This is a genomic window from Halostella sp. PRR32, assembly GCF_034808085.1.
Classification (GTDB): domain Archaea; phylum Halobacteriota; class Halobacteria; order Halobacteriales; family Natronoarchaeaceae; genus Halostella; species Halostella pelagica.
The window spans coordinates 14,341-37,955 of sequence record NZ_JAXHGL010000008.1 but is presented as its reverse complement, the minus strand read 5'-3'; the positions used below and the strand labels follow the sequence as shown (position 1 = coordinate 37,955).

Sequence of the window (23,615 nt, the reverse complement as noted above, 5' to 3'; positions counted from 1 at the left end):
GGCCGGAGACAGCCGAGAAATCGGCGAGAAACCGTCGAAGCTAGCTCTCCTCGCTTTCTGTCGGCTCACCGCCGTCCGCGAGCGGTTCTTCTTCCGCGCCGCCGTCGGTTGCGATGGTGGTGTCGAGTTTCCGCTCGAACCAGGCCCATTCGCGGCTTTTCATGTTGGTTTCGGCGAGGTTCCAGGGGTCGCCGTCCTCGACTTTCGGGCCATCGATCCAGGAACTGACCATGTTCCAGACCCAGATGATCTGGCCGATCAGTAGCAGGAACGCGCCGAGTGTTGCCGCCTGATGCATGGCAGTGATGACTTCGACCGGACCGACGGTGAGGCCGTCGTAGGTCGCGTACCGGCGCGTGAAGCCCGCGTAGCCCAGGATGATCATGGCGAAGAACGTCAGGTTGGTCCCGATCATCGAGAGCCAGAAGTGCCACTTCGCAAGCGTGCGCTGGTACATCCGTCCGGTGTACATCGGGTACCAGTAGTAGATGCCGGCGAACCCGGCGAAGGCGATAGCACCCATGACGACGTAGTGGAAGTGACCGACGACGTAGTAGGTGTCGTGAAGCACGAGGTCGACCGGGATAGCCGCGAGGAACACGCCGGTGACGCCGCCGATTATGAAGTTCGAGATGAAGCCGATACAGAACAGCATCGGCGTGTTCAGGCGTAGAGAGCCGTTCCACAGCGTCGTGATCCAGTTGAACGTCTTGACCGCACTCGGTATCGCGATAGCCAGCGATACGGCCATGAAGCTAGCCCGAAGACGAGGGTCGATGCCCGTGGTGAACATGTGGTGGGCCCAGACGCCGAACGAGAGGACGCCGATGGCAAGCGTCGAGTAGACGACGAACTTGAACCCGAACAGTTTCCGTCCCGCGAACTTCGGCAGGACGTAGCTCACGATACCCATCGGCGGGAGGACGAGGATGTACACTTCGGGGTGACCGAAGAACCAGAACAGGTGCTGCCAGAGGATCGTCCCACCGCCCTCCACGGCGAAAAACACCGTACTGAAGTTCCGGTCGAGCAGGAGCATGATGATGGCGCTGCCCAGAAGCGGGAACGCGAAGAGGATAAGCCCCGACTGGGTGAGGACCGTCCACGAGAAGATGTCGAGGTTGCTCCAGCCAACGTCCTCGCCGCGCTCACTGAAGATAGTCGCGATGAAGTTGATCGCACCCATCGTCGCGGAGACGCCGGTGAGATGCAGTCCGAGCAACATCAGGTCGACCGATGGGTTCGTCTGTTCGACCGATAGCGGCGGGTACATGGTCCAGGAAGTCGCCGCGCCCGTGGTCATCGCCTCGGTGAACGGCGCGACGAAAAAGCCCGCCCAGATGAGGATCGCGCCCGGAGGAAGTAGCCAGAAGGCGATGGCGTTGATCCGGGGGAACGCCATGTCGTCGGCATCGATCAAAAGCGGAATGAAGTAGTTCGAGAACGCTGCGAGGATCGGCGTCCCGAACAGGAACAGCATCGTGATGCCATGACTCGTCAGTAGAGCGTTGTACACCTGGGTGTTGTTGAGCAGAGAGAGACTCGCAGTCGCGAGTTCTGCTCGCATCAGGACGGCGGCGAGACCGCCCCAGACGAACGCGATAAGCGCGTACGTCCCGTATAGAATTCCGATGTCTTTGTGGTCAACCGTCGTCAGCCAGCGGATTATCCCCGCCGGCTTCTCCTCGTGTACGTGTGCAGATTCGTCGCCGATAGCACCTCCAGCACCGCCTGCTAATGGGGTGTACGAGCGCCAGTCTTCGAGGCGCGTGAGCCACACTGCGACCCCGACGAGCAAGGCGCCCATCAGCACGGTTAGCGCTATCTGCCCTTCTATTGCCATGGGCAAATCTCAGGTTTGCAGGCTAAAGAAAGGGACGGTTCCGGCGGGCTGTTTGTCACGTACCATCAATACTCTCTCCCCGAACATGTCCGCAAAGATCGTGCTACCGGTAAACGATTAGGTACCGAACGGATGTGATTCGCCGGCAAAAAGGTCCCTGCTGTGGTACACGACCGACCGTCAGAACCCCGCGTTACTCGGCTTCGTCGGCGACTTCCTCCCGGGCCTTCTCGTCTTCCGCGATGAGCTTTCCGGAGTAGTAGGTCAGCGCAGTGAGCGCGACGAACATCGTACTGATAAGCCCGAACTGCAGGACCGAGTACGTCGAGTCCCAGCCGTACGGATTGAAAAGCGCGAAGGCCCCGACGAAAAACAGGAGGATCCCGAGAGGGATCACGTTGACGGTCAGGTCTAGGAGCGTCTCCCGGTCGAAGACGGTTGGTGACATGTATCCGCGGTTTCGGGTCCGTTCACAAATAGGTTGTCGGTTTCGGATGGGGCCGAACTGGATCGGTTCGGACGATCAGACCGAGTGACCAGCGTTAGCCGTCGTCCAGTACTTCCCGACGAGGGCACCGACCAGTGCGATGACGCCGGCAAACGCTATCGACAGGCCGCGGAGACCGATGCTTCCGCTCGTTCGCAGGCTCTCGGAGACGCTGTTCACCGCGAACGCGCCGCCGCTGTAGGCAAACAACGCGAGACCGATGGCGACCAGTGCGAGAGCAAACCCGGAGAGAAGCGGCCAGGGGCTTTCGACGTATCCGGCCTCTCGAACGATGCCGACGATGCTCCCGGTGAGCAGGAGCAAGCCGCCGACGGCCAACGGCGCGAGCGGCCAGATAATACCCACCTCGGCAATCGCCAGACCGAACGCGATGAGCATCGGCCAGGGGCTTGACATCCGATACTGGTCGCTCAGTCCTGGCTGCTCTTCCATGCCCGTCCATACGGGGTGACCGTATAGAAACCCCACGGAAACTCCTCGCTTTGTGCAAGACGGATCCCTTTAATCTCTGCGCAGCGTATCGTATGTTATGACCGAGGTACGAGTGGCCGGCGTAGGGTTGACCGAGTTCGGGGAGGAACCGAGTCGGACGGGTCGCGACCTCTTCGGCGCAGCCAGCACCGAAGCGTTCGCCGACGCGGACGTGCCGCGGGCGGACATCGAATCGGTCCGATACGGGAACTTCATGGGAGAACTCTCCGAACGCCAGGGTCACCAGGGGCCGCTGATGGCCGAAGCGGCGGGAGTGCGGGCACCGTCGACGCGCTACGAGAGCGCCTGTGCCTCCAGCGGTGCCGCACTCCGTTCCGCCGTCAAGGACATCCGGAACGACGAGGAGGACGTTATCCTCGTAGGCGGTGCGGAGCGGATGACCAATCTCGGCACGGCCGGCGCGACGGAGGCGCTCGCCATCGCCGCGGACGAACTGTGGGAGGTCCGCTCGGGGATGACGTTCCCCGGAGCGTACGCCCTCATGGCGAAGGCGTACTTCGACGAGTACGGAGGGGACCGGACGGACCTGGCTCACGTCGCCGTGAAAAACCACGACCACGCGATGGGTAACGAACACGCGCAGTATCAGCGTCGGATCGACGTCTCCGACGTGTTAGAGGCACCGCCCGTTTCCGAGCCGCTCGGCCTCTACGACTCCTGTCCGATCAGCGACGGCGCGAGCGCGCTGGTGCTGGTCAGCGACGAGTACGCTGAGGAAAACGGCGTCGACGCGCCCGTCGCCATCACCGGAACGGGACAGGGTGGCGACGACATGGCGTTGCAGGACCGCAAGTATCTGGCGCGCACGCCGGCGTCCAACCGCGCCGCCGAGGAGGCGTACGCCGACGCGGGGATCGGCCCCGACGACGTCGATTTCGCGGAGGTCCACGACTGCTTCACCATCGCGGAAGTGCTCGCGCTGGAGTCGCTCGGCTTCTACGAGGTAGGCGAGGGCATCGGTGCGGCCCGCCGCGGTGAGACGACCGCCGAAGGCGACGTTCCGGTTAACCTCTCGGGCGGCCTAAAGGCGAAGGGTCACCCCGTCGGCGCGACGGGAACGTCACAGGTGGCGGAGATCACCGAACTGCTACGTGGCGACCACGTCAACAGTGACGCCGTGGCCGACGCCGAGGTCGGACTGGCTCACAACGCGGGCGGCACGGTCGCGAGTTGCCTGGTTCACGTGATGGAGGTGGTCGCATGAGCGAACGAAGTGACCGAATGCGAGTACGCCGGAGCGCGACTCCGGAGGTGGTCGCATGAGCGACGAATCGTCTCACTCGGCCGGAACCGGGGTTCGCGACGATGGCTACGACGACCTGCTGGACGCGGTCGAGGACGGATCGGGATACTATCTGGAGTGTGCGAACGGTCACGGATCCGTTCCGCCGCGGCGGGTCTGTCCCGACTGCGGCACCGACGACCTGACGGAGACGCCGTTGCCCGAGTCCGGCGAAATCGAAACGTACACCGTCACACACGTTGCGACGCCGTCGTTCAGCGAGGACACGCCGTACGTCACTGCCATCGCTCGGTTCGGAGCTGTACGCGTCACGGGACAGATCCGAAACATAGACCCGGACAACGTAGAAGAAGGCCTTCCAGTCGAACTGACGACCGCCCGGTCGGAGGCGGGGACGGAGCGGTTCCTCGGCTTCCGCCCGCGGTAGTCACAGGCACGGTTTTTTTCGCCGGTTCGGAGTCGACGCTTCACTTGGGGTTCGCCAGCGGTAGCTCCGCCTCGACGGCGTCGAGGAACTGGTCCGGATGCTCGGCGTGGGGTAGCAGACGGGCGTAGTCGATGACGACGAGGCGCGCGTCTGCCTCTTCGGCGAGGTCCCGACCATCCGCGAGCGGCGTTATCTCGGCCTCTCGGCCCCAGACGAGCGTCACGGGGATATCGAGTTCAGCCAGTTCCGCGCCGAGGTCCATCTCCGGGTCGAGGAAACCACTTATGAACGACGCCGGCGCGTAGCGTGCGCCCGGCTGATGGGCGCTTTGCCACTGGTAGTCGACCTCTTCCTCCGGGATCTTCGATTCGTCGTAGTAGCCGTGGTCCGCGCTGAAGTAGCGGATCGACCGTTCGCTGGCGATGCCGTTGAACGCAGCGGTGCCGATCCCCGGCAGTCGGAGTAGCGACCGGAGCCACACCTTCCGGCCGGGCATCGACTCCGCGGTCGGACAGATCAACACGAGCCGGGAGATGTCGGTTTCGGCCGCGGCCCGGACGGCGTACGCGGCGGTCAACGACGAGGCGACACAGACCGCATCCTCGGTTACGTCTCCGGCGAAGTCGGTTAGGAACGATTCGTAAAGTGAGGCCGAGTAAAGCAGTGGCGGCCGACTCGACAGGCCGAATCCGGGAAGGTCGGGCGCGATAACGTGATAGTTCTCGGCGAACCGCTCGAACACCGCTTCGAACTCCCTGCTCGTCCCCGCCGCGTTGACGCCGTGAAGCAGTAGCAGGTCGGGGTCTTCGGGGTCGCCACCCTCGGTGTAGGCGATGTCCATTCCGCGCCAGCGATACGTTCCCTGATCGCCCGCGAGCGGTGGGTCGAGCGGGTCAGCGCGTCGCGCAAGCGCCTCGTTCACGAGAGCCGTCACGCCGAGACCGCCCGCAGCGGCGGCGGCGAGGTTCCGGAGTTTCATACACTGACATACTTCGGCCAGCGACTTAAGCGGGGTCGTCCTGCCGGTCCGACAGACATTCTTCGATAGGGTCGACCACCTCGTCCGCGATAGCGTACGGGTCCGTATCACCCGCGTGGACGGCTTCGACCAGCGCCTCGATCCCACCGTGACGGTCGAGTTCGCGTTCCAGCAGACCGCTCGCGTCCTCGCGAAGCAACAGCCGTATCTCCTCCGCAGTCCGTGTGCGGGCTTTCTCGTCGAGGCGACCGCTTGCCTCCATGTACTCGCGATGGGAGGCGAACGTGTCGATCAGTTCGTCGATCCCGGTTCCGTCAGTGGCGACCGTCTCGACGATGCTGGGTGTCCAGTTCCCCGCCTCACCGTCAGCGGCCGCCGCGTCGCTAACCGCGCTCGCGGTTCCCGCGTCGGTACCGCCCGCGGCGTCGGCGTCGCCCAGAGCGTGGTGGTCCGGGCCGTGATGGCCGCCGGAGACGCCGGTGTCGCCGCGTAACTGGATCATCTCTTTCAGTTCCTGTACCGTTCGGTCGGCCCCCGGAAGATCCGACTTGTTGACCACGAACACGTCGCCGATTTCGAGAATTCCCGCTTTTAGGGTCTGGACTTCGTCGCCGCTGTCCGGCGGGACGAGGACGGCGACGGTGTCCGCCGTCCGGACGATATCTATCTCGTTTTGCCCCGCACCGACCGTCTCGACGATGATCTTGTCCTTTCCGAACGCGTCGAGCGCCTTGACCGCGTCCGCCGTCGCCGTCGAGATACCGCCGAGGTTGCCGCGCGCGCTCATCGACCGGAAAAACACCTCCATGTCGCCCACGTTCGACGCCATTCGGATGCGGTCGCCGAGTACTGCGCCCCCGGTGTACGGCGACGACGGGTCGACGGCGATGACGCCGACCGTCTCGCCGCGGTCGCGGTACGTGTTCGTGAGTTTGTCGACGAGCGTCGATTTGCCCGCGCCGGGGCTGCCGGTGATCCCGATCACCTCCGCGTTCCCCGTGTGTTCGTACAGCGCCGACACCAGGTCGCGGTAGCCGGGTTCGCGGTTCTCTATCGTCGTGATCGTCCTGGCGAGCGCTCGCTGTTTCCCGCCGAGGAGTTCGTCGACGAGGGTTTCGTCGTCCACGGTCATCGTTCCGGCACGTTCTCGCGGACGAACTCGATGGTCTCTTCCATCTTGGTTCCGGGACCGAACACCTCCGCGACCCCCATCTGTTTGAGGTCCTCTTTGTCCTCGTCGGGGATCACGCCGCCGACGAGAACGAGCGTGTCATCGAACGCGTCGTACTCCTTCAGGCCGTCGATGACCTTGGGGATAAGCGTGTTGTGCGCGCCCGAGAGGATGGAGATTCCGATAACGTCGACGTCTTCCTGGACGGCCGCCTGGACTATCTCGTCGGGTGCCTTGTGGAGCCCCGAGTAGATGACTTCGAACCCGGCGTCGCGGAACGCCCGCGCGATGACGTGGGCACCTCGGTCGTGGCCGTCCAGACCGACTTTGGCGACGAGACATCGAATTGACCGCTGCGTCTGGTCGACGCTCATGACCGGTGTTTCGACGCCCGACAGTTTGATTCTAACGGAAGTTTCTGAGAAATGTCCCCCGATATCGAGCGTTGCTCGAACGGACGAACGCGGGAATCGAGATGATCTGTTACTTCAAACGTCCGTTTCGGCGAAGAAAGTCAATTATCTAACTACTAACCGAACGTGGACAACGGCTAACGTTATGAGCGGGTGGTTGTAGATAGTAGTATGGCTTTGAACGATGCGGAGAAGACTTCGCCAGTCGGACGCTGGGGCCGTCCCGTCAGTCGTTCACCGACAGGGGGGTTCTAACCGTGTTAGAAACCCCTATGACAGTAAGAAACGCACTGCACGCGGGCGTAAGAGATATCCCGGGCGAACGGACGATGGACGAGCTATTCGACGTGCTGTCACACCGGTACCGCCGGCACGCTCTCGTTGCGCTCCGGAACCGCGATGGGCCGACCGCACTCGCGGATCTGGCAGTCGACGTAGCCGAACGGGAGACGGACGAACCGTCGGACGAGAACCTGAAAGAACTCGCCCGCGAGATAGAGATCTCGCTCTATCACGTCCACGTCCCCAAACTCGCGGACGCGGAGTTCGTGGAGTTCGACCGCGACAGAAACACCGTCCGCATCCACGACGGGACGACTCAGTCCGTCTGAGGTATCGCGTACGCCCCGACGGCGAAACTGGCGAGAGCGAGCGCAGCCAGGATAGCCAGATCGACGGCCGGCGAACGGCCGTAGTACGTCGCCGCTCTAACTCCCCGGGAGAAGTACGTCAACGGCAGAAGATCGACGAGCGGCAACACGTACTCCGGGAGCAGGTCGGGCGTGACGAACGTCTCCGCGAGAAACAGCATCGGCAAGGCGATCGAGTTGCTCGCGGCGATGACGCCGTCCTGCGAGTCCGCGATCCGACCGAGCGCCGCCCCGATACCGCAAAACAGCGTCACGCCGAACACGAGCAACGGGACGAGCCAGAGCGAGAACTCGAACTGAGCGTCCGTGATGAGTAGTATGAGCGCCAGCAACAGAACGCTGGCGACGCCGATGATACCCACGTTGACGAGCGTGTGCGCCGCCAGCCACTCTGCGCGCGAGAGCGGCGTGGTCGCGAGTTTCTCGAACCGGTTCCCCTCACGATGTCGCGCGACCGTGCTTCCCACCCGAGAAAGCGGTGTGAAAAGCACCACGACAGCGAGGTACCCCGGAACGTAGTAGCCAGCGGGTTCCGTGAACAGGCCGGTTCCCGTGGGATCCGTCCGCACCAACGCTCCGAAGATGACGATGAGGATCACCGGGAAGAAGAAGGTGAAAAAGACTGCAGTCCGCCGCCGGACGAACGAACGCCACGCCGCACCGGCCTCGGCGTTGATGCGCGTCGCGGTTCCCATCAGTGTTCACCTCCGGCGACTGCGGCCGCTGGCGCGCGGGCGTCCCGGCCGTCAGTCAATTCGAGATACACGTCCTCCAAATCGGGTTCGGTCCAGGTTAGCTCGGAGTAGGCGACGCCGGCCGACTCCAGAGCGCCGACGATGTCGCCGATGTCGTCGGGTTCGACGCCGAAAACGACGAGTTCGTCGTCGTCGGTCCGCGCGGCGTAGTCGAGTTCGGAGAGCATGCCCGCCGCAGTGTCGGCAGAAGTCGCGTCACTTCCGTCAGTACCGGCATCGGTCTCGACGACGAGGCGGCGCTCGCCGCCGTGGTCGCGGACGAGAGCCGACGGACTGCCGACCGCCTTTAGTCGACCGTCCGCGAGGAACCCAACCCTGTCCGCGACGCGTTCGGCCTCGGCCATGTCGTGCGTCGTGAGAAACACCGTCGCGCCGCCGTCGGCGAGGTCGTTGATCCGCTCCTGAACGGTTCGCCGTCCCGCGGGATCGATACCGGTGGTCGGTTCGTCGAGAAAGAGAACGTCGGGGTCGTTAACCAGCGTCGCGCCGAGACAGGTCCGGCGCTGCTGTCCGCCGCTCAGGTTCTCGTACCGGGTCTCCGCCGCGGCCGCCACGCCGACCGTCGACAGCACGTCGTCGGGGTCGCGCGACCGGTCGTAGAGGCCCGCGTAGTACGTGACGAGTTCCCGGGCGGTGAGTCGCGCCGGGGGTGCGAAGGACTGGGGGAGTACGCCGAGCCGGGACTCGTCGACCGCCGCCGGGCTCTCGCCGAACACGGTGACGTTGCCTGCAGTCGGCGCGGTCGTTCCGGTCAGCGCCCTGACCAGCGTTGTCTTCCCCGCACCGTTGGGACCGACGAGAGCGAACACTTCACCCTCCGCCACGGAGAGCGAAACGCCGTCGAGTGCGACGGTTTCGTCGTAACGTTTCTCGACGTTCTCGGCGACGAGCGCGTCCATACGAGGAGACAGTCCGGTCCCGGAGGTAAGCCGTTCGATCTTCAGCGGTTCCGGACCTCACGCCCCGTCAGCGGGAGCCGGTCCAGCTACACTCGACGCAGCTGTGGAGTCCCTGCACGTTGACGGTCGCGGCGGAACAGTCCGGGCAGGCCGTCGCGTTCGGCCCGTCTGCCCTCTCGGTGTCCTCTCTCCGTCCGTCGGTTCCGGACTGGTCCGGACCGGACCTGCGGAACCGCTGGTGAACGCCGCCGTCCCCCCGATTCTGGTTCGTACAGGGCCACAGTGTTTCGTCGTTTCTTTCCATCGTACACACTCGTTCAACCTCCTCTGGTAAATACATAGCCGTGGTTGAGTGTAATTATACTACGCGGGGAGAAGATAGTCATAGGATTCAACCGAGAACTGCACCAACCGCTGCGTGCCTGACACGTTGTCGCCCTCTTTCCCGTACTGACGGGTACCTCGCGCGTCACGCGAACCCGGCGTCCCGAACGAGATCGGCGACGACGTGAGCGTATACGACGACCGCGGTGAACGCGGCGACAGGAACGGAAACGAGTGCCAGTGCGGCCGTCAACACACCGCCGATCACTGCGTGGCTAAGCAGTCGCTCTAACCGCATCTGGATGCCTGGGACGCCCTCGAACACCTCGTCTTGCTCCGTGAAGGCGAAAATTGGGTCAGTCAGGCAGGCGCGGAGATGCGACCAATCGCCGGCGTGTCGGCGGGCGACGACGAAGTGGTCGAGGTCGATGAACACCGAGACGAGAACGCCGTACGCCAACAGTCCGATCAGAACGGGTGTCGGGAACGATTCCCGTAGAACGGCGACGGAGAGGCCCGAAACGACGCTCCCGACGGCGAAGTGTTCGCGCGAGTACATCGCTCTATCGAGCGAAGGGCCGCCAGTACAATAACGCGACCGTGACGAGAAACACCACGGTCGAGAGCGTGTAAGACCAGTTCATCACCGAGAGCGCGACCGCCGAGGAACTCCCGAGCAGTCCGGTCGCGAGCGACGCCAGAACGGGCCACGTACAGCTAACACAGGAGAGCAGACCGAGCGCGCCGGAGACGGCGGAGCCGGTAGCGTCCAGAACGGTCGCGTACACGAGATACGACAGCGCGAGATACCCGATGACGCGGTACGGCAGGAGCGCAACGCGAACCAGGTCGCCGACGTAGGTCACCGCTGGACCCCATCCGGGGATGAGCCAGGCGATACGCGGCCCCGATTCGGGGAGGGGAACGTCGATAAAGAGGTCCCCGACGGATACCAGCCCGCCGGCTACGGCGATGAGTGCGAAGTATCCGACCGCGATTCCGAGCGCGGTCCTGCGCTGGCGCCGCGGTGCGTCGGGCGGGTCCGTCCGAAGGAGCGCCCAGACGCCGACGTTGATCCAGACGAACGCGAGAAAGATGTTGAACAACCCATTCAGGGTCGTCCGCCAGAACCCCGGGTAAAACAGGATCATCAGTAGCTCGGTGTTCAGAACCAGCGCGCCGTACACCACGGTGTCCCGCTCGGGCGGCGACGGCCGGAACGAGGTCGCGCTACGGCTCATACTGCGATGGAGTCGACGACGACGGCCAGTAAGAGCGCGCCGAGGTAGGCGTTCGACGCGTGAAACGCGCGCAGCGCGGCCGTTTCGGTCCGTTCACGGTGTAGACGGATCACGGCCCAGAGGAAGACGCCGCCGAGCGCGACGCTCGTCAACGCGTACAGCAGACCGAGTTCGCTGACGGCCGAAAGCACGGTTGCGCTGACGAGCGTCGCGGCGAGGTAGTAGACGACGTGTTTTCTGGTCTTGGCCTCACCGCGGACGACCGGCATCATCGGGAACCCGCCGCGGGCGTAGTCGTCCTTGTACGCCAGCGCGAGGTTGTAGAAGTGCGCGGGAGTCCAGAGGAAGATGACGCCCGCAAGCGCCAGCCCCGGAACGCCGACAGACCCGGTCACCGCGGCCCAGCCGATGACCGCCGGAAGCGCGCCGGCCGCGCCGCCGATGACCGTGTTCTGGACGGTGTTGGGTTTGAGCACCACCGTGTAGATGACGCTGTAAAACAGGATCGCCGACAGTCCGAGGGCGGCCGCGAGCAGGTTCAACTGCAGGAACGCGACCAGCGACAGGGCGGTCAGCGAGATGCCGAACGCCACCGCGTTCCGGACCGAGACGATGTCTGTCGCTATCGGTCTGTCCGAGGTGCGGTTCATTCGGCGGTCGACATCGCGCTCTAGAACGTGATTGAACGTCCCGCTCGCACCGATGGCGAGGACGCCGCCGAGAAGCGTCAGCACTACCGTCCTGACGGTGAGTCCCGGCCCGGCGGCGAGTGCCATCCCGGCGGCGGCGACGAGACAGAGCAGCCACATGAGCCGGGGCTTCATCAGGCTGACGTAGGCACCTGCGTACGTTTTTGCACGCGCGAGCGGCGCGTCAGGTAACGTCGGGTTCTCGGGCGCGACTTCGGTGGCGTCTGCCTCCTCGACTACACCGACCGGCTCCCGGTCGGCGGGGGTCGCGGTCTGGACTTCCAGAAGCCACGCGACTGCGAGGGTGAGACAGGCGAACAGTCCGGTCCCGAGCAACAGGTGAACTCCGGACAGAGCGGCGGTCGGACCGCTCACTGCGGCGATAGCGCCGAGTCCGACCTGAATCGGATAGCCGAGCGTGGCAGCGGTGAGCGCCGCTCGTACGCGTCGGGGCGGGTCACCGAGCCAGGCGAATATTCCGGTGGCGAGAACCAGTCCGGCGACAACGAGGGCGGCGACGCGGTGACCCCAGGCGACGGCGAGGTCAGGGTTTCGAACGTCGACGAGCCACTGGCCGTTACAGGCAGGCCAGGTCGAGCAGGCGGCGGCCGCGTCCGTGATAGCTGTCGTCGCGCCGACGATGATGAGCAGGTAGACGCCCATCGCCGTCGCTGCGACGAGTCCCGTGAATCGTTCGTCAGTGCGGACGGGACGAGGGTATGCGTCGCCGTCTCTCTCAGTGCGGTCCCTGTTCGAGTTGTCCACGTCGGATCCTCTCTGTTTGAATGTTCGTTTCCGTCCACTTAGGCCCGCCGTTTTCTCCATCCGGCGACGCCGTCGTGACACCTCCGTCTGCCGGAAATTCAGCAGGTATTTAACCGAGAATTCCTAACTTCCAGCGTGTTATGAAGAGAACGCGGATTACCGCCGTGACGCTTTTCGGGGTAGCGTTGCTGGCGCTGGCCGCCCAACCGGCAGCGGCCGCGGAGTCCACGACGGACCGCCTCATCAGCAATCTCAACCAAGAACTGCTGTTCGTCGCGGTCCCGATCACGCTGCTGGTCGAGGGCATCCTCATCTACACGGTAGTTCGGTTCAAGGACAACGACGATCCCAAACCGACCCGGGAGAATCGCCGACTCGAAATAACGTGGACGATAGCGACCGCGATCATCCTGCTGTTCGTCGGCGTCGGCGCGTACAACGTGATGGGAGCGGACGACGTCATCACGCCGACCGAGGTCGATCCGGGGCCGGAGGACGAACAGATCAACGTCACCGCCCAGAAGTACTACTGGACCTTCGAGTACGAGAAACACAACGTGACCGTCGACTCCAACCAAGGGCAGTTAGTCCTCCCGGCTAACCAGACGGTGTACCTCGAGATCGGGACCGTGGACTGGTTACACGCGTTCCACGTTCCCGACCTCGGCTTGAAACAGGACGCGGTTCCGGGCCAACAACACGTCCTACAGACTGAAGCGACCAATCCCGGAAACACCTACCAGGGGTACTGTGCCGAGTACTGCGGGCAGGGACACTCGCAGATGATGTTCGAAGTGAGAGTCGTCAGTCAGGAGGAGTTCGAGGCGTGGATCCAGGAGCAACAGGAAGACTCTGACACCGAAGCGGCGAACCAGACCGCGTACTGACCGTTCTTTTCTCCGCCTCGATCCGTTTCCGAACAGCGTCGCCGGCGTGCGAGCAGTCGCCGACGCAGTTGGATGGATTTTTGGTAGTCCAAACGAAACCAGCCAAGTATGACCGTAGCGGACGACACGGCGGATGACCATCACGGGCACCACCTGCCGGCGGTGGAGGATTGGCCCCAGGGGTTCGGCGAGGCGAGTTGGTGGCCGTTTATCACCGCACTGGGCGGCGCTGGGTTCTACGTCGCCGCAGGACTGTACCTGCTCGGCGGTTCGGGACTCGTCGGGTCGAGCGTCGGCCCGTACGCGTTCGTCGCGAGCACGTTCGTGTTCCTCCTCGGCCTGTACGGCTGGGTGTACCACGCCTTCGTCAAGGCGTTCTGGGAACGCGGTGCGGACCATCAGAGCGAGAGCAAACTCCGCTGGGGAATGATCGCGTTCCTCGGCTCCGAGATAGCGACGTTCGGCGCTGGATTCGTCTACTACTTCTTCATCCGAGTAGGCGAGTGGCCGCCGGGCGAGGTGCCGGGACTGACCGGACTCGTCCTCGCTAACACCATTATTCTGGTTATTAGCAGCGTCACTATCCACTACGCGCACGTCGCGCTCCGGAAGAACAACCGTCGCCGGTTCCTCCTCTTGCTCGGCCTGACGCTCCTGCTCGGCCTGATATTCATCGGCGGGCAGGTGTACGAGTACTACGAGTTCATCGTCCACGAGGGACACACGCTGACCGAGAGCATCTACTGGAACGGGTTCTACGGGCTGACGGGACTACACGGTCTCCACGTCTCGCTCGGCGCGGTGATGCTCGCGGTCGTGTTCGCCCGCGGCCTGAACGGACAGTACTCCGCAGAGCGCCACGTTTCGGTGAGTACTGTCTCGATGTACTGGCACTTTGTCGACGTCGTCTGGATCTTCCTCGTCGTCGTCCTGTACGCCGGCGCGTCGGCCTGACCGCGCTCGTTCCATCATGGAACGCCACGTACGTCGGCAGTTTTGTGGCCTCGTGGCGGCAGTGCTGGTCGCGGTGGCGTTGCTCTCGGGCCGAGCCTTCGCCCACGGTGGCGCGCTCCGGTCCTCGGGAGAGTCACTCGCCGTACCGACGTGGCTGTTTCTCGCAACGGGCGGCGGCGTCGTCGGAGCGTCGTTCCTGCTCGCCAGCCTGGTCACCGACCGGACTCTCGTCCGGCGGATCGACGAGTACGGGTCGACGCTTGCTCTCTCGCGAGCGCGAGTGGTCGACGTGTTCGGGTCCATTGTCGGCGTGGCCGGACTCGCGGCGGTCCTCTGGTTCGGGGTTCGAGGCCCGACTGACCCGTTTCGAAACCTCGCGGTTCTCGTCGTCTGGGTCGGCTGGTGGGCCGGATACGTCATGTCCGTGTATCTCGTCGGCAACACGTGGCCGACGCTGAACCCGTTTCGGACGCTCGTCGAACTCCTTCCCTCACTCGAACTGGCCTATCCGGAGCGCCTGGGGTCGTGGCCGAGCGTCGCCGGCCTGATCGCGCTGATCTGGGTCGAAGTGGTGAGTCCACTCGCCGACGACCCGCAGTTGCTCGCACAGGTAGTCGCGGCCTACACTGCGGTCACTGTGGTCGGCGGCGCGGCGTTCGGCCCGGAGCGCTGGTTCTCGACCGTCGATCCGGTTTCACGCGTCTTCAGCTACTACGGCCGCGTCGCACCGGTGGAACGCATCGACGACGGCCTGTCGCTCCGCCTGCCGGGCATGGCGCTGACGGACTCGCGCGGCGTCGACAGTATCTCCGAGGTCGCATTCATCGTCGCGCTGCTTTGGGTGACGACGTACGACGGCCTCGTGACGGTGCCGGCCTGGGCCGACGCGACGAGGGGGGCCGTCGGCGCGGGCCTTCCGGTTCAGGCGGTGTACGTCGGAAGCCTGCTCGGCGGGTTCGTCCTGTTTTTCGGTGCGTACGTCCTCGCCTCGTACGCGTCGCGGCGACTGGCTGAGACGTACCTCCGGCCCGCGAGGCTCGCACGGAACTTCGCGCCGCCGCTGCTGGCTATCGCCGCGGGCTATCATCTCGCGCACTTTCTGGGCTACTTCCTCTCGCTGCTCCCGCCGCTGACCGCCGCCCTCTCGGACCCGTTCTCCCCGCCGTCGAACCCCCTGACGTACGTGATGCCGTCGTGGTTCGGCGGCCTCGAACTCACGTTCGTGCTTGTCGGCCACCTCGTCGCCATCTGGGTCGCACACGCCGCAGCGTACGACGTTTTCCCGGGTCGCTTGCAGGCCATCCGGAGCCAGTACCCGTTCATCCTCGTCATGGTGATATACACGATGGTGAGCCTCTGGATAGTTTCGGAACCGAGCGTCACTCCCCCATACCTATGACGACTGACAACCACACGGACGACGGCCCCGCCAGCGCAACCGACGGATCGCCCAGTACGAACGTCGACGCGTCGGCGGACGAGACGACGTACGACTGCAACTACTGTGGCCGACCGTTCGCCCGCGAGCAGTACCGCACGCTCCACGTCGGCCTCGACCACCACGACGAGTGCACCGACGCCGAGATAGAGGCGTTTCAGGACGCGTACAGCGAGGAGAGCGAGGAGATACGGTTGTTCCGACTGAAGGCTATCGGCGGCCTCGTGTTGCTTTATTTCGGGTTCCTGTTCACGTACTCTATCGTCACCTGAGCGGCCGGGAGCGCGGCGCGAGGCGGTCTACCGAACGTCGCGCGAGGACGGGGGAGGGCAGGCCGGTAACCAAGAAAGAGTTACCCCGAGCGAGTGAGCGGGGCGAACGAGCGAATGGGCTTTTTTGGCCGTGCTTTTTCGCGCGAGTGGTGCGCTTCGCGCACAGAAAAAGCTCGCTCTACATACCCATATCGTCGGCGGGTTCGGGCACGGGGAGTTCGTTCGGGGACGCTCCTAGCAGTTCCGCGGCGTGGTCGAGCGCCATGTCGAACCCGTAGTACCGTTCGAGTTCGTCGCCGTCGGCGGCGGGTCGCACTTTCAGCATGGCGTACCCCTCGACGTTCTGTGCGACGGCCGCCGTACGCCCGTCGCGTTCGAACTCCAGAACCCGTTCCGTATCGGTCTCGTAGTAGCGGGCGGTGACATCGTTCTCGGTCGCCGTCTCGGTCATACCGCCGCTTTGGCGTCCAGGCAATCTAACCTGTCGGTTCTGCCGGACGGTGAACACGTTTATCTGCTTACTGACGTAACACCCGATATATGAGTTTCACCGCGTTCATCGACCGGGTAGACGGTCGAAAGCGGACACTGTCCCTGTACAACGTCGACGTTCCGAAGGAACGTATCGACGGGATCGAAGCGTTCTTTCGCCCGCAACAGGTGCAACTGCGCCGGTCCAGCACGGACGACGGTTGTCCGCGTAATTTCGCAGTGTTACACGAGAACGAGGAGTTCATCGCCGCCAGCGGAATCGAAGAACTGGCGGTCGCGCTCGATTTCGAGAAGGGGATATACGGGAGCGAGACGGTCGCCGACGTGGAGTACACCGAGATACTGCGCCACGTCGACAACACGACGTTCTCGGGATACGACAAACGGCGGATGATAATCGCTTCGAGAGAGATAGAGATGCAGGCGTGGAACGCGGGGGGCGGCCAGTTACACGTCGGATTCCAGCGACTGCCCCTCCTCTCGTCACAGGATCAGGTGTATTCGAAGCTCGCGGACAGTGCGGTCGGTGTGCACGTGTACGGTCGTCCCGACGGCGTCGCCCCTGAACGGCAGGGGCTTTCGGTGTATCCATCGGACGCTGACGAGATAGCCGACTCGTGGTTCGTGGTTTTCGACGGCGACGGTGACGACGAGCGAAAGTGCGCGTTCCTGGGAACGGAGGTTCGGGACGACGAGTATACGGGATTCTGGACCTACGATGCGGCGATCGTAGACGAACTGCTTCGGTACATCACGACCACCTACGGCGACGAGGCCTGATTCGGAAACGCAAGCCATGACTCCGCCTATGCCTTGCCTTCCGTATGAGCAAGTGGCTCCAGAGCGGTATGCGGCGGGACCTCTGTGCGTTGCTGTACGGCGGGGAACTGCGCGGGCAGGAACTGAAAGCGGCGCTCGAAGCCCATTACGACGACCGGGTCGACCCCGACCGGTTCTACGGCGCGATGCAGAAGCTTGTCAGGGCGGGCTACGCGGAGAAGCATACGGACGGTCTCCACGACGTGTACGCGCTCACGGACGCGGGAGAGCGAGCGGTCGCGGCCCACGCGGAGTGGCTCGACGGGCAGGTCGACTGAACACCGGAGAGCTTGACTGTACGCCGGGTGGGCGAGCTAGTCCGGTCAGTCCAGTAGCTGGTCGCCGATGGTGTTGCGCAGGACTTCGCTCGTCCCCTCGTAGATCTCGTTGAGCTTGGCGTCCCGGTAGAACCGTTCGGCGGGGAAATCCTTGGTGTAGCCGTAGCCGCCGTGGATCTGGATGCCTTCGTTCGCGACTTCGCGGCTGATCTCGCTTGCGTACAGTTTGGCCTGTGCGGCCTCTTTGACGAAGTTCTCGCCGCGGATCTTCTTGTCCGCCGCGCGGTGCATCAGCATCTTCGCGGCCTGGAGCTTGGTGTCCATGTCCGCGAGTTTGTGTTTGATCGACTGGAACTCGGCGATTGGCTGGTCGAACTGCTCGCGCTGCTGGCCGTACTCCAGTGCCTCGTCCAGGGCGGCGCGGGCGATACCGACGCCGCGGGCCGCGATGGTTATCCGCCCGCCGTTTAGCGTTTTGAGTGCGTGGACGAACCCTTCGCCCTCCTCTCCGAGGCGGCGGTCAGCGGGGATGCGCATGTCGTCGAAGCGCAGTTCGGCAGTGGGACAGCCCTTGTCGCCGAGTTTCTCCTCAGTTCCTTCAACGATGAAGCCGTCGTCCTCCTCGGGGCGGACGATGAACGAGGAGATACCCTTGTTGCCGGCGTCGGGGTCCGTCTTGGCGAACAGGGTGACAGTGTCGGCGACGGAGCCGTTCGATATCCAGAGCTTGCCGCCGTTGATGACGTACTCGTCGCCTTCCCTCTCCGCCGTCGTCTCGTCTCCGTCCGAGCGAGACGTCGCCGTGGTTCGCTCGGCGGTAGTCTCCATCGCGGGCACGTCGCTCCCGGCACCGGCCTCCGAGAGCGCGAACGCGCCGATGTCGTCGCCGGCGGCCAGCGGCGTCAGGTATTTCTCCTTCTGGCGCTCGTCGCCGAACTCGTACACCATGTTGCCGGCGAGGCTGATGTGTGCGGCGACGACAGTCCCGAGACCGCCGCTCCCGCGGCTTATCTGTTCCAGCCCGATGGCGTAGGAGTGGTAGTCGAGGCCTGCGCCGCCGTACTCCTCGGGGAACGGCATCCCCATGAGTCCCAGGTCGGCCATCTCGTCGACCAGGTCGGCTGGGAACTCGTCATCGTGGTCTATCTCCCGGGCACGGGGGACGACCTCTTCGTCCACGAACTCGGTGACCATGTCGCGGATCTGCGCCTGCTCCGCAGAGAGAGTGAAGTCCATGCACGTATCTTTGATGGACGATGCTTTAGTTTTCCCGGCATCGGTGTGACGACCGCGTCCCCCGGATGCTTTTACTCCGTGGGTTCCTATGGCTATCGAGTGGAATGCATTCGGGCCGAAGCACGCGGACGGCCGCCGAGAACCTCGACTGGTGTCACGACGCCGTTCAAGGGGTATCGCGGACGTTCGCGATAACGATAGACGCGCTGAAAGAGCCGATGTCGTCGCGAATCTGTGTCGGATATCTAATGTGTCGGATCGCAGACACTGTAGAGGACGCCGGCCACGTGCCGGCCCAGAAGAAAGCCGACCTGCTTCGCCAGTACGACCGCGTGCTCTCGCCGGACGACCAGACGACCGTCGAGGAGTTCAGTGAGACGGTCGAACCGTGGATCCCGGACGAGCGAACCGCCGACTGGGACGTGGTCGCGGCGACACCACGAGTGACCAGTACGTTCTCCGCGCTCCCCGACCAGGCCCAGTCAGCGCTCCGCGGGCCGGTTCGCGAACTCGTCTCCGGGATGGCGATGTTCGTCGAGCGATACGCGGACGTCGGTGGGTTGCGGATCGAGACTATCGACGAACTGGAGGAGTACTGCTGGTACGCGGCGGGGACAGTCGGCGACCTGATAACGAATCTCCTCGCCGAGGACGCCGCCCCGAAAGAGGCCGAAACGCTGGAGGAAAACGCACGGTCGTTCGCGCTGTTGCTCCAGTTGGTAAACGTCGCGAAAGACGTCTCCGCGGATTACGACGAGGAGGACAACGTGTACCTCCCCGCGACGTGGTTACGCGAGGAGGGCCTGACCGCGGAGGAGGTCGCCCAGCCCGAACGAGCGGCGGACGTCGCGCGGGTCGTCGAACGCGTCACCGACCACGCCGCAGGATATCTCGATGACGCGCAGGCGTATCTCGAAGCGCTCCCGGAGACGGACGGCAACACTCTCGCCGCGTGGGCCATCCCGTATCTGCTCGCGGTAGCGACGATCCGCGAACTCCGCGAACGCCCGGCCGACGTCGTGACCGAAGGGACCGTCAAAGTCCCCCGTGCGGAGGTTACAACGCTCGTCGCCCGATTCGGTCAAGGCGTCGACAGAGAAGAGCTCTCGGGCCTCCGAGCCGATATGACGGAGCGCCCATTACACCAGTCGAACTCGTAACGTCCCGTGTCGGCGATGGTTAGTCGTACTCGTAGAACCCCCGTCCGGACTTCTTCCCGAGGTCGCCGGCGTCGACCTTTCGTTTCAGCAAGTAGGCGGGTTTGTAGCGATCGCCCAGCTCCGAGTGGAGCGTCTCCGTCGCGTCGAGACAAACGTCCAATCCGATGTGGTCGGCCAGTTCGAGCGGACCCATCGGGACGTTAGTGCCGAGTTTCATTCCGTTGTCGATGTCCTCTTTGGTGGCCACGCCCTCGTCGAACGCGCGGATGCCTTCGTTGATCCACGGCATCAGGATCCGGTTGGACACGAATCCCGGCTTGTCGTCGGACTCCCACGTCGTCTTGTCCAGGGACTCGGAGAACTCGTGGGCCAGATCGGCAGTCTCGGAACTCGTCTTCTCGCCGGTGACGATTTCGACCCCCTCCATCACCGGAACGGGGTTCATGAAGTGGATACCGACGACCCGGTCGGGCCGGCCCGTCGCGCTCGCTATCGAGGTGATAGAGAGCGTCGAGGTGTTGGTCGCGAGACAAACGTCGTCGTCAGTTACCCGGTCAAGATCCGCGAACACGTCCTGTTTCACGTCGATGTTCTCCACGACCGCCTCGATCACGAGGTCGCAGGTTTCCAGGTGGGATAGCTCGGTCGTGCCGGTGATCCGGTCGCGGATCGTCTCCGCGTCGTCCTCGGTGATCGTCTCCTTCCGAACGAACCGAGCGAGGCTATCGTCTATCGTTTCGAACCCCTGGTCGACCAGTTCTTGCTCGATGTCTCGCAACACGACATCGTAGCCGTTCGTCGCGGCGACCTGCGCGATACCGCTTCCCATCGTTCCCGCGCCGACGACGCCGACGCGTTCTATCGAGTCGAGTCCGCGTACCATACTGGCAATCCTTGCGAATCCCACCTAAGTGTGCCGCCTTTCGGCGGCCGCTGACCGCTGCTCCCGGACGAATCGGCTTCCACTTGACAGCACCGACCCGAATGGGTACCGTCTGTAGGGGTTCAGACAGGGCCGCTCGGGGATCGTGCTGCGAGGGAAGCACGTTGGTAGCGTCGTTCCGGAGAGAGAACACGTTCGTAGTGTTGTGCACTGAGTCGGATCGCGAATACGCCGGACTGCACCGACTCGAACCCGGCTCAGTACTCGCGTCAGACGTTTGTCCCAGAGATGACCGATCAGTAACAACTTTCAAGGGGGATTGGTGACAGGTATCTGAAAATCAGTGAGTTTACGTGAGTAAAAACGACGACTCGGCCGGCGAGGCCGACACGGATGACCTGACCGACCTGCAGTTCGTGGGCGAGTCGACGGCGTCGACGTTACGCGAACTGGGCGTGAACGCCGCGGACGTCAGAGCGAAGACGGTGTCGTACCGGCAGCTGGTCGACGCGGGGGTCAACCCCGGCGTGGCGACCAAGATACGCCGGGAACACTCGTTGCACTGGAATTTGGGCGGGCAGGGCGAAGACCTCGGCAACCGTTCGAACACGGTCCGCGGCCTACAGGACGCGGAGCGCGACTGGGTCGCCGAGAGCCAGGGCGACTGGCAGACGACGAACTCGGACGAGTCGCCGACACAGTCGGGGGACTGGACGCCGTCCGACGGCGGGACGGACGCGGCCGCCGACGCGGAGGCCGACGGCAGCGGTGCGGCCGAAGCGGCGGAGTCCGCGTGGCGCGAGCGGAGCAGGCCCGACCCGGTGACCGACCTCGACTGCGTCGGCGAGGGCGACGCGGAGATGCTGGCCGACGCCGGCGTATCGTCGGTCCGCCGCCTGGCTACGGCTGACCCGGAGAGCATCGCGGACTTCCTCCAGATAGACGAGGAACGCGTCGCGGAGTGGTGCGCTGCCGCGGGGAATCGCCTCGCGAACTGATTTACTATCTCAGTAGTAATAGTTGGCAGTTCGGAGTAGCCCGTTTGAACGGCTATACAGTCAAGATACGCTCTCCTTGTGCCGTTATCCGGTCCTCGTTCCCCTCCATCAAGTATATATGTATGTTCATGGAATTCCGAACCAGATGATCCCGCTGACCGACTCAGATATCACTCGGGACGGAAACGTACTTATTCTGGCGATGGACCACGGACTGGAGCACGGACCGACCGATTTCGAGGCGGTTCCGGAAACGCTCGATCCGGAGACTGTCTTCGACATCGCGACCCACGACGCGGTGACGTCGATGGCCGTCCAGAAAGGCGTCGCTGAGACGTACTATCCGTCGTACGAGGACGATGTGTCGCTGCTGGCGAAACTCAACGGGACGAGCAATCTCTGGATGGGCGAACCGTACTCGCCGAAGAACTGGACCGTCGAGAACGCCCTCGAACTCGGGGCCGACGCGGTCGGATACACGGTGTACTCGGGGTCGAACCACGAACCCGAGATGTACGAGGACTTCCGCGACGTGCAGGAGGCCGCCCACGACCACGACACGCCGGTGGTCATGTGGTCCTACCCCCGCGGACAGGGGCTGAAAAACGACACCAAGGACAAAGTGATCGCCTACGGGTCCCGGATCGCGCTGGAACTCGGTGCCGACATCGCGAAGGTGAAATACCCCGGTAGCAAGGACGGAATGGAGTGGGCCGTCGACGCCGCGGGCGACGTGAAAGTCGTCATGAGCGGCGGGTCGAAGGTTTCCGACTACGAGTTCCTGCAGAGCGTCGAAGCGGTCATGGACGCGGGCGGTTCGGGCCTCGCTGTCGGCCGAAACGTCTGGCAACGAGAGGACCCCGAGGCTATCCTCGATGCCCTGGAACAGGTCATCTACGAGGGGGCGACTGCCGACGCCGCACTAGAATGAGCACGCTACAGCGCGAAGCGGTCGCCGAAACGGTGTTCGACGCCGTCGCGGAGACGACGGCGGAGATCCGGGACGGCCTCCGAGGCCGACGTGAGAGCGTGGACTCGGAGAACGCAAGCGGCGAAGACCAACTCGCGGCCGACGTGTGGGCCGACGACGTCCTCGCGGACCGCATCACCGACGTGGAGGGCGTCGGCCAGTTCGTCAGCGAGGAACGGGACGACGTGACGGACTGCGGACAGGGAGTCTCCGTGGCGCTCGACCCGCTGGACGGCTCTTCGAACCTCGAATCGAACAACCTGATCGGGACCATCGTCGCCGTCTACGACGGGGACCTGCCGGCGAACGGCAGAGATCTCGTCGCCGCGGCGTACGTCGTGTACGGCCCCATCACGACGATGGTTGCCGCCGTCGACGACAGCGTGACCGAGTACGAGATCGTCGACGGGGAGCGCCGCCCCATCGAAAGCGACGTGACGCTCGGCGACGACCCGACCGTCTACGGGTTCGGCGGCCGCGTGCCCGACTGGACTCCGGAGTTCGAGAACTACGCCGACGAGATCGAGTCCGAACTCAAACTCCGCTACGGCGGCGCGCTGGTCGGCGACGTCAACCAGGTGATGGGGTACGGCGGCGTGTTCTGTTACCCCGCGCTCCAGTCGCGCCCGGAGGGGAAACTCCGCCTCCAGTTCGAGGGGAACCCGATCGCCTACATTGTCGAAGCCGCTGGCGGCCGGTCGTCGGACGGCGAGCAGTCGCTGCTCGACGTGGAACCGACGCGGATCCACCAGCGCGTGCCGGTCCACGTCGGTAACGCGAACCTGATCGACCGCCTCGAAGCGGAACTGGACTGATCGATCCGTCCGCA

28 protein-coding genes are annotated in these 23,615 nt (G+C 64.0%); 13 read left to right on the top strand and 15 right to left on the bottom strand.

The window, feature by feature from the left end; all coding sequences use genetic code 11:
- Positions 1-40: 40 nt before the first annotated feature.
- The 3 genes from SM753_RS18805 to SM753_RS18795 all read right to left on the bottom strand — a co-directional run bounded on the left by SM753_RS18805 (position 41) and on the right by SM753_RS18795 (position 2,783).
- The gene (locus SM753_RS18805; RefSeq protein ID WP_323192685.1) at positions 41-1,843 is read right to left on the bottom strand and encodes a cbb3-type cytochrome c oxidase subunit I; all 1,803 of its coding nucleotides are present in this window, start codon (positions 1,841-1,843) and stop codon (positions 41-43) included.
- 193 nt (positions 1,844-2,036) lie between these two features.
- Positions 2,037-2,291 (bottom strand): DUF6684 family protein, encoded by a 255-nt coding sequence (locus SM753_RS18800; RefSeq protein WP_135535580.1) that lies wholly within the window; start codon positions 2,289-2,291, stop codon positions 2,037-2,039.
- Positions 2,292-2,366: 75 nt separating this feature from the next.
- Complete coding sequence (locus SM753_RS18795; protein WP_135535581.1) at positions 2,367-2,783, bottom strand: cox cluster protein; 417 nt, start codon at positions 2,781-2,783, stop codon at positions 2,367-2,369.
- A gap of 97 nt (positions 2,784-2,880) precedes the next feature.
- Here SM753_RS18795 and SM753_RS18790 point away from each other — a divergent pair, with 97 nt between their 5' ends.
- The gene (locus SM753_RS18790) at positions 2,881-4,047 is read left to right on the top strand and encodes a beta-ketoacyl synthase N-terminal-like domain-containing protein (protein ID WP_323192684.1); all 1,167 of its coding nucleotides are present in this window, start codon (positions 2,881-2,883) and stop codon (positions 4,045-4,047) included.
- 55 nt (positions 4,048-4,102) lie between these two features.
- Positions 4,103-4,513 (top strand): Zn-ribbon domain-containing OB-fold protein, encoded by a 411-nt coding sequence (locus SM753_RS18785; protein ID WP_138797202.1) that lies wholly within the window; start codon positions 4,103-4,105, stop codon positions 4,511-4,513.
- Positions 4,514-4,553: 40 nt separating this feature from the next.
- Here the strand turns inward: SM753_RS18785 and SM753_RS18780 are convergent, their stop codons facing one another.
- Genes SM753_RS18780 through SM753_RS18770 form a run of 3 tightly spaced genes read right to left on the bottom strand, consistent with a single transcriptional unit; the run spans position 4,554 to position 7,037 of the window.
- Positions 4,554-5,492: an alpha/beta hydrolase gene (locus SM753_RS18780; RefSeq protein WP_323192683.1), complete on the bottom strand. Its 939-nt coding sequence runs from the start codon at positions 5,490-5,492 to the stop codon at positions 4,554-4,556.
- Between the two features lie 25 nt (positions 5,493-5,517).
- Positions 5,518-6,624: a methylmalonyl Co-A mutase-associated GTPase MeaB gene (gene meaB, locus SM753_RS18775; protein WP_323192682.1), complete on the bottom strand. Its 1,107-nt coding sequence runs from the start codon at positions 6,622-6,624 to the stop codon at positions 5,518-5,520.
- Positions 6,621-7,037, bottom strand: coding sequence for a cobalamin B12-binding domain-containing protein (locus tag SM753_RS18770; RefSeq protein WP_135535586.1), 417 nt, complete (start codon positions 7,035-7,037; stop codon positions 6,621-6,623). The genes meaB and SM753_RS18770 overlap by 4 nt, the downstream gene beginning before the upstream one ends.
- A 311-nt stretch (positions 7,038-7,348) precedes the next feature.
- On the opposite strand from SM753_RS18770, the gene SM753_RS18765 reads away from it, so the two are divergent.
- A complete protein-coding gene (locus tag SM753_RS18765; protein ID WP_323192681.1) occupies positions 7,349-7,687 on the top strand; it encodes a hypothetical protein in 339 nt (112 codons plus the stop codon).
- Here SM753_RS18765 and SM753_RS18760 read toward each other — a convergent pair.
- The 6 genes from SM753_RS18760 to SM753_RS18735 all read right to left on the bottom strand — a co-directional run bounded on the left by SM753_RS18760 (position 7,675) and on the right by SM753_RS18735 (position 12,399).
- Entirely contained in the window at positions 7,675-8,421 is a 747-nt protein-coding gene (locus tag SM753_RS18760; protein ID WP_323192680.1) for an ABC transporter permease, read from the bottom strand. The genes SM753_RS18765 and SM753_RS18760 overlap by 13 nt on opposite strands.
- Positions 8,421-9,380: an ABC transporter ATP-binding protein gene (locus SM753_RS18755; protein ID WP_323192679.1), complete on the bottom strand. Its 960-nt coding sequence runs from the start codon at positions 9,378-9,380 to the stop codon at positions 8,421-8,423. The genes SM753_RS18760 and SM753_RS18755 overlap by 1 nt, the downstream gene beginning before the upstream one ends.
- 67 nt (positions 9,381-9,447) lie before the next feature.
- On the bottom strand, positions 9,448-9,684 hold the full coding sequence (locus SM753_RS18750) for a hypothetical protein (protein WP_323192678.1): 237 nt from the start codon (positions 9,682-9,684) through the stop codon (positions 9,448-9,450).
- A 165-nt stretch (positions 9,685-9,849) separates the two neighbouring features.
- Entirely contained in the window at positions 9,850-10,263 is a 414-nt protein-coding gene (locus SM753_RS18745; RefSeq protein ID WP_323192677.1) for a hypothetical protein, read from the bottom strand.
- Between the two features lie 4 nt (positions 10,264-10,267).
- Positions 10,268-10,945 (bottom strand): hypothetical protein, encoded by a 678-nt coding sequence (locus SM753_RS18740; RefSeq protein ID WP_323192676.1) that lies wholly within the window; start codon positions 10,943-10,945, stop codon positions 10,268-10,270.
- The gene (locus tag SM753_RS18735) at positions 10,942-12,399 is read right to left on the bottom strand and encodes a heme o synthase (protein WP_323192675.1); all 1,458 of its coding nucleotides are present in this window, start codon (positions 12,397-12,399) and stop codon (positions 10,942-10,944) included. Before SM753_RS18735 ends, SM753_RS18740 begins: the two co-directional genes overlap by 4 nt.
- Before the next feature lie 140 nt (positions 12,400-12,539).
- Between SM753_RS18735 and coxB the strand changes: the two genes are divergently transcribed.
- The 4 genes from coxB (at position 12,540) to SM753_RS18715 (ending at position 15,950) form a co-directional block, all read left to right on the top strand.
- Positions 12,540-13,286, top strand: coding sequence for a cytochrome c oxidase subunit II (coxB, locus tag SM753_RS18730; protein WP_135535594.1), 747 nt, complete (start codon positions 12,540-12,542; stop codon positions 13,284-13,286).
- Between the two features lie 108 nt (positions 13,287-13,394).
- Positions 13,395-14,240: a heme-copper oxidase subunit III gene (locus SM753_RS18725; RefSeq protein WP_323192674.1), complete on the top strand. Its 846-nt coding sequence runs from the start codon at positions 13,395-13,397 to the stop codon at positions 14,238-14,240.
- A gap of 16 nt (positions 14,241-14,256) precedes the next feature.
- Positions 14,257-15,639 (top strand): hypothetical protein, encoded by a 1,383-nt coding sequence (locus SM753_RS18720; RefSeq protein ID WP_323192673.1) that lies wholly within the window; start codon positions 14,257-14,259, stop codon positions 15,637-15,639.
- Complete coding sequence (locus SM753_RS18715; RefSeq protein WP_323192672.1) at positions 15,636-15,950, top strand: C2H2-type zinc finger protein; 315 nt, start codon at positions 15,636-15,638, stop codon at positions 15,948-15,950. The genes SM753_RS18720 and SM753_RS18715 overlap by 4 nt, the downstream gene beginning before the upstream one ends.
- Before the next feature lie 178 nt (positions 15,951-16,128).
- On the opposite strand, the gene SM753_RS18710 is transcribed toward SM753_RS18715, so the two are convergent.
- Complete coding sequence (locus SM753_RS18710) at positions 16,129-16,401, bottom strand: hypothetical protein (RefSeq protein ID WP_135535596.1); 273 nt, start codon at positions 16,399-16,401, stop codon at positions 16,129-16,131.
- An 89-nt stretch (positions 16,402-16,490) separates the two neighbouring features.
- Between SM753_RS18710 and SM753_RS18705 the strand changes: the two genes are divergently transcribed.
- Positions 16,491-17,222, top strand: coding sequence for a DICT sensory domain-containing protein (locus tag SM753_RS18705; RefSeq protein ID WP_323192671.1), 732 nt, complete (start codon positions 16,491-16,493; stop codon positions 17,220-17,222).
- A gap of 44 nt (positions 17,223-17,266) precedes the next feature.
- Positions 17,267-17,539 (top strand): PadR family transcriptional regulator, encoded by a 273-nt coding sequence (locus SM753_RS18700; RefSeq protein ID WP_135535598.1) that lies wholly within the window; start codon positions 17,267-17,269, stop codon positions 17,537-17,539.
- 45 nt (positions 17,540-17,584) lie between these two features.
- Here the strand turns inward: SM753_RS18700 and SM753_RS18695 are convergent, their stop codons facing one another.
- Entirely contained in the window at positions 17,585-18,775 is a 1,191-nt protein-coding gene (locus SM753_RS18695) for an acyl-CoA dehydrogenase (RefSeq protein WP_323192670.1), read from the bottom strand.
- A gap of 104 nt (positions 18,776-18,879) precedes the next feature.
- Between SM753_RS18695 and SM753_RS18690 the strand changes: the two genes are divergently transcribed.
- Positions 18,880-19,935, top strand: a complete 1,056-nt coding sequence (locus tag SM753_RS18690) for a phytoene/squalene synthase family protein (protein WP_135535600.1) — start codon at positions 18,880-18,882, stop codon at positions 19,933-19,935.
- 19 nt (positions 19,936-19,954) lie between these two features.
- Here the strand turns inward: SM753_RS18690 and SM753_RS18685 are convergent, their stop codons facing one another.
- On the bottom strand, positions 19,955-20,818 hold the full coding sequence (locus tag SM753_RS18685) for a 3-hydroxyacyl-CoA dehydrogenase NAD-binding domain-containing protein (RefSeq protein WP_323192669.1): 864 nt from the start codon (positions 20,816-20,818) through the stop codon (positions 19,955-19,957).
- A gap of 353 nt (positions 20,819-21,171) precedes the next feature.
- On the opposite strand from SM753_RS18685, the gene SM753_RS18680 reads away from it, so the two are divergent.
- From SM753_RS18680 to SM753_RS18670, 3 genes are all read left to right on the top strand, one after another.
- Positions 21,172-21,816, top strand: a complete 645-nt coding sequence (locus SM753_RS18680; RefSeq protein WP_323192668.1) for a helix-hairpin-helix domain-containing protein — start codon at positions 21,172-21,174, stop codon at positions 21,814-21,816.
- Positions 21,817-21,961: 145 nt separating this feature from the next.
- Entirely contained in the window at positions 21,962-22,747 is a 786-nt protein-coding gene (locus SM753_RS18675; RefSeq protein ID WP_135535603.1) for a class I fructose-bisphosphate aldolase, read from the top strand.
- Positions 22,744-23,601, top strand: a complete 858-nt coding sequence (locus SM753_RS18670; RefSeq protein WP_323192667.1) for a class 1 fructose-bisphosphatase — start codon at positions 22,744-22,746, stop codon at positions 23,599-23,601. The genes SM753_RS18675 and SM753_RS18670 overlap by 4 nt, the downstream gene beginning before the upstream one ends.
- The last annotated feature ends 14 nt before the right edge of the window (positions 23,602-23,615 follow it).

Coding starts and splice junctions, on each gene's coding strand:
- SM753_RS18725 (WP_323192674.1), top strand. CDS start 13,395: ATGACCGTAGCGGACGACACGGCGGATGACCATCACGGGCACCACCTG.
- SM753_RS18760 (WP_323192680.1), bottom strand. CDS start 8,421: ATGGGAACCGCGACGCGCATCAACGCCGAGGCCGGTGCGGCGTGGCGT.
- SM753_RS18710 (WP_135535596.1), bottom strand. CDS start 16,401: ATGACCGAGACGGCGACCGAGAACGATGTCACCGCCCGCTACTACGAG.
- SM753_RS18805 (WP_323192685.1), bottom strand. CDS start 1,843: ATGGCAATAGAAGGGCAGATAGCGCTAACCGTGCTGATGGGCGCCTTG.
- coxB (WP_135535594.1), top strand. CDS start 12,540: ATGAAGAGAACGCGGATTACCGCCGTGACGCTTTTCGGGGTAGCGTTG.
- SM753_RS18750 (WP_323192678.1), bottom strand. CDS start 9,684: ATGGAAAGAAACGACGAAACACTGTGGCCCTGTACGAACCAGAATCGG.
- SM753_RS18795 (WP_135535581.1), bottom strand. CDS start 2,783: ATGGAAGAGCAGCCAGGACTGAGCGACCAGTATCGGATGTCAAGCCCC.
- SM753_RS18765 (WP_323192681.1), top strand. CDS start 7,349: ATGACAGTAAGAAACGCACTGCACGCGGGCGTAAGAGATATCCCGGGC.
- SM753_RS18700 (WP_135535598.1), top strand. CDS start 17,267: ATGAGCAAGTGGCTCCAGAGCGGTATGCGGCGGGACCTCTGTGCGTTG.
- SM753_RS18800 (WP_135535580.1), bottom strand. CDS start 2,291: ATGTCACCAACCGTCTTCGACCGGGAGACGCTCCTAGACCTGACCGTC.
- SM753_RS18785 (WP_138797202.1), top strand. CDS start 4,103: ATGAGCGACGAATCGTCTCACTCGGCCGGAACCGGGGTTCGCGACGAT.
- SM753_RS18740 (WP_323192676.1), bottom strand. CDS start 10,945: ATGAGCCGTAGCGCGACCTCGTTCCGGCCGTCGCCGCCCGAGCGGGAC.
- SM753_RS18720 (WP_323192673.1), top strand. CDS start 14,257: ATGGAACGCCACGTACGTCGGCAGTTTTGTGGCCTCGTGGCGGCAGTG.
- SM753_RS18670 (WP_323192667.1), top strand. CDS start 22,744: ATGAGCACGCTACAGCGCGAAGCGGTCGCCGAAACGGTGTTCGACGCC.
- SM753_RS18770 (WP_135535586.1), bottom strand. CDS start 7,037: ATGAGCGTCGACCAGACGCAGCGGTCAATTCGATGTCTCGTCGCCAAA.
- SM753_RS18705 (WP_323192671.1), top strand. CDS start 16,491: ATGAGTTTCACCGCGTTCATCGACCGGGTAGACGGTCGAAAGCGGACA.
- SM753_RS18755 (WP_323192679.1), bottom strand. CDS start 9,380: ATGGACGCGCTCGTCGCCGAGAACGTCGAGAAACGTTACGACGAAACC.
- SM753_RS18780 (WP_323192683.1), bottom strand. CDS start 5,492: ATGAAACTCCGGAACCTCGCCGCCGCCGCTGCGGGCGGTCTCGGCGTG.
- SM753_RS18745 (WP_323192677.1), bottom strand. CDS start 10,263: ATGTACTCGCGCGAACACTTCGCCGTCGGGAGCGTCGTTTCGGGCCTC.
- SM753_RS18685 (WP_323192669.1), bottom strand. CDS start 20,818: ATGGTACGCGGACTCGACTCGATAGAACGCGTCGGCGTCGTCGGCGCG.
- meaB (WP_323192682.1), bottom strand. CDS start 6,624: ATGACCGTGGACGACGAAACCCTCGTCGACGAACTCCTCGGCGGGAAA.
- SM753_RS18695 (WP_323192670.1), bottom strand. CDS start 18,775: ATGGACTTCACTCTCTCTGCGGAGCAGGCGCAGATCCGCGACATGGTC.
- SM753_RS18715 (WP_323192672.1), top strand. CDS start 15,636: ATGACGACTGACAACCACACGGACGACGGCCCCGCCAGCGCAACCGAC.
- SM753_RS18675 (WP_135535603.1), top strand. CDS start 21,962: ATGATCCCGCTGACCGACTCAGATATCACTCGGGACGGAAACGTACTT.
- SM753_RS18690 (WP_135535600.1), top strand. CDS start 18,880: ATGCATTCGGGCCGAAGCACGCGGACGGCCGCCGAGAACCTCGACTGG.
- SM753_RS18790 (WP_323192684.1), top strand. CDS start 2,881: ATGACCGAGGTACGAGTGGCCGGCGTAGGGTTGACCGAGTTCGGGGAG.